The sequence below is a fragment of the Embleya sp. NPDC056575 genome, from assembly GCF_042793325.1.
Taxonomy (GTDB): Bacteria; Actinomycetota; Actinomycetes; order Streptomycetales; family Streptomycetaceae; genus Embleya.
Genome location: NZ_JBHTVA010000171.1, coordinates 953 through 1627, shown reverse-complemented (window position 1 = coordinate 1627; position 675 = coordinate 953). Strand labels below are relative to the sequence as shown.

At 69.0% G+C, this 675-nt stretch carries 2 protein-coding genes; one reads left to right on the top strand and one right to left on the bottom strand.

Translation table 11 applies throughout. The features are described from left to right. The coding region (locus ACFRCG_RS48480) for an acyl-CoA carboxylase subunit epsilon (protein WP_380043054.1) at positions 1 to 143 on the bottom strand (143 nt) is incomplete at its 3' end. A 208-nt stretch (positions 144 to 351) separates the two neighbouring features. Between ACFRCG_RS48480 and ACFRCG_RS48475 the strand changes: the two genes are divergently transcribed. Beyond that, positions 352 to 675, top strand: a 324-nt coding sequence (locus ACFRCG_RS48475; RefSeq protein WP_380043052.1) for a helix-turn-helix domain-containing protein, incomplete at its 3' end; no start/stop codon positions are given.

Here is a 675-nt window from a genome sequence, read left to right as displayed (position 1 = left end):
CCGTTGACCGGCCTGCCCCGGCGGGGGAACGCGCCGCCCGCGCGCAGTGCGAGCAGCACCACGGTCAGTGCGGCCAGTTCCTCGTCGCTGGCCTGCCCGCGTTCCACGCGCAGGACGGGCTCGTGGTGCTCCGGCGTTCCCATACCCCCTCCTTCGGTCGTGGGGACACCGTCGGCCACCGGGCTCAAGAACCGCTCTCACTGCGCTCGAAGAGCACTGCACACGGCGGGGCGGGGGCGTGTGCGGGGGCGGGGGTTCTTAACTGCTGTGGGCTTCGTCATCGAATCTCAGCGTTTTTCAACTTCCTTTGATGGTGGGGGTGTTGTCGGTGGCGGCCGGTAGCCTGACCGGGTGATCGTCAGGCATGCCTACCGGTTTGCACTGGACCCGACGCCTGGTCAGGTCGGGGCGCTGCTGCGGCATGCCGGTGCGGCCCGGGTGGCGTTCAACTGGGGTATCGCGCAGGTGAAAGCGAACCTCGGGCAGCGGGAGGCGGAACGGTCCTACGGCATGGCCGAGGCCGATCTGACGCCGTCGTTCGGCTGGTCGATGTATTCCCTGCGCAAGGCCTGGAACGCAGCGAAGAGGGAGGTGGCGCCGTGGTGGGCGGAGTGCTCGAAGGAGGCGTACGCCACCGGGCTGGATCAGCTCGCCCGGGCCTTGGAGAACTGGTCC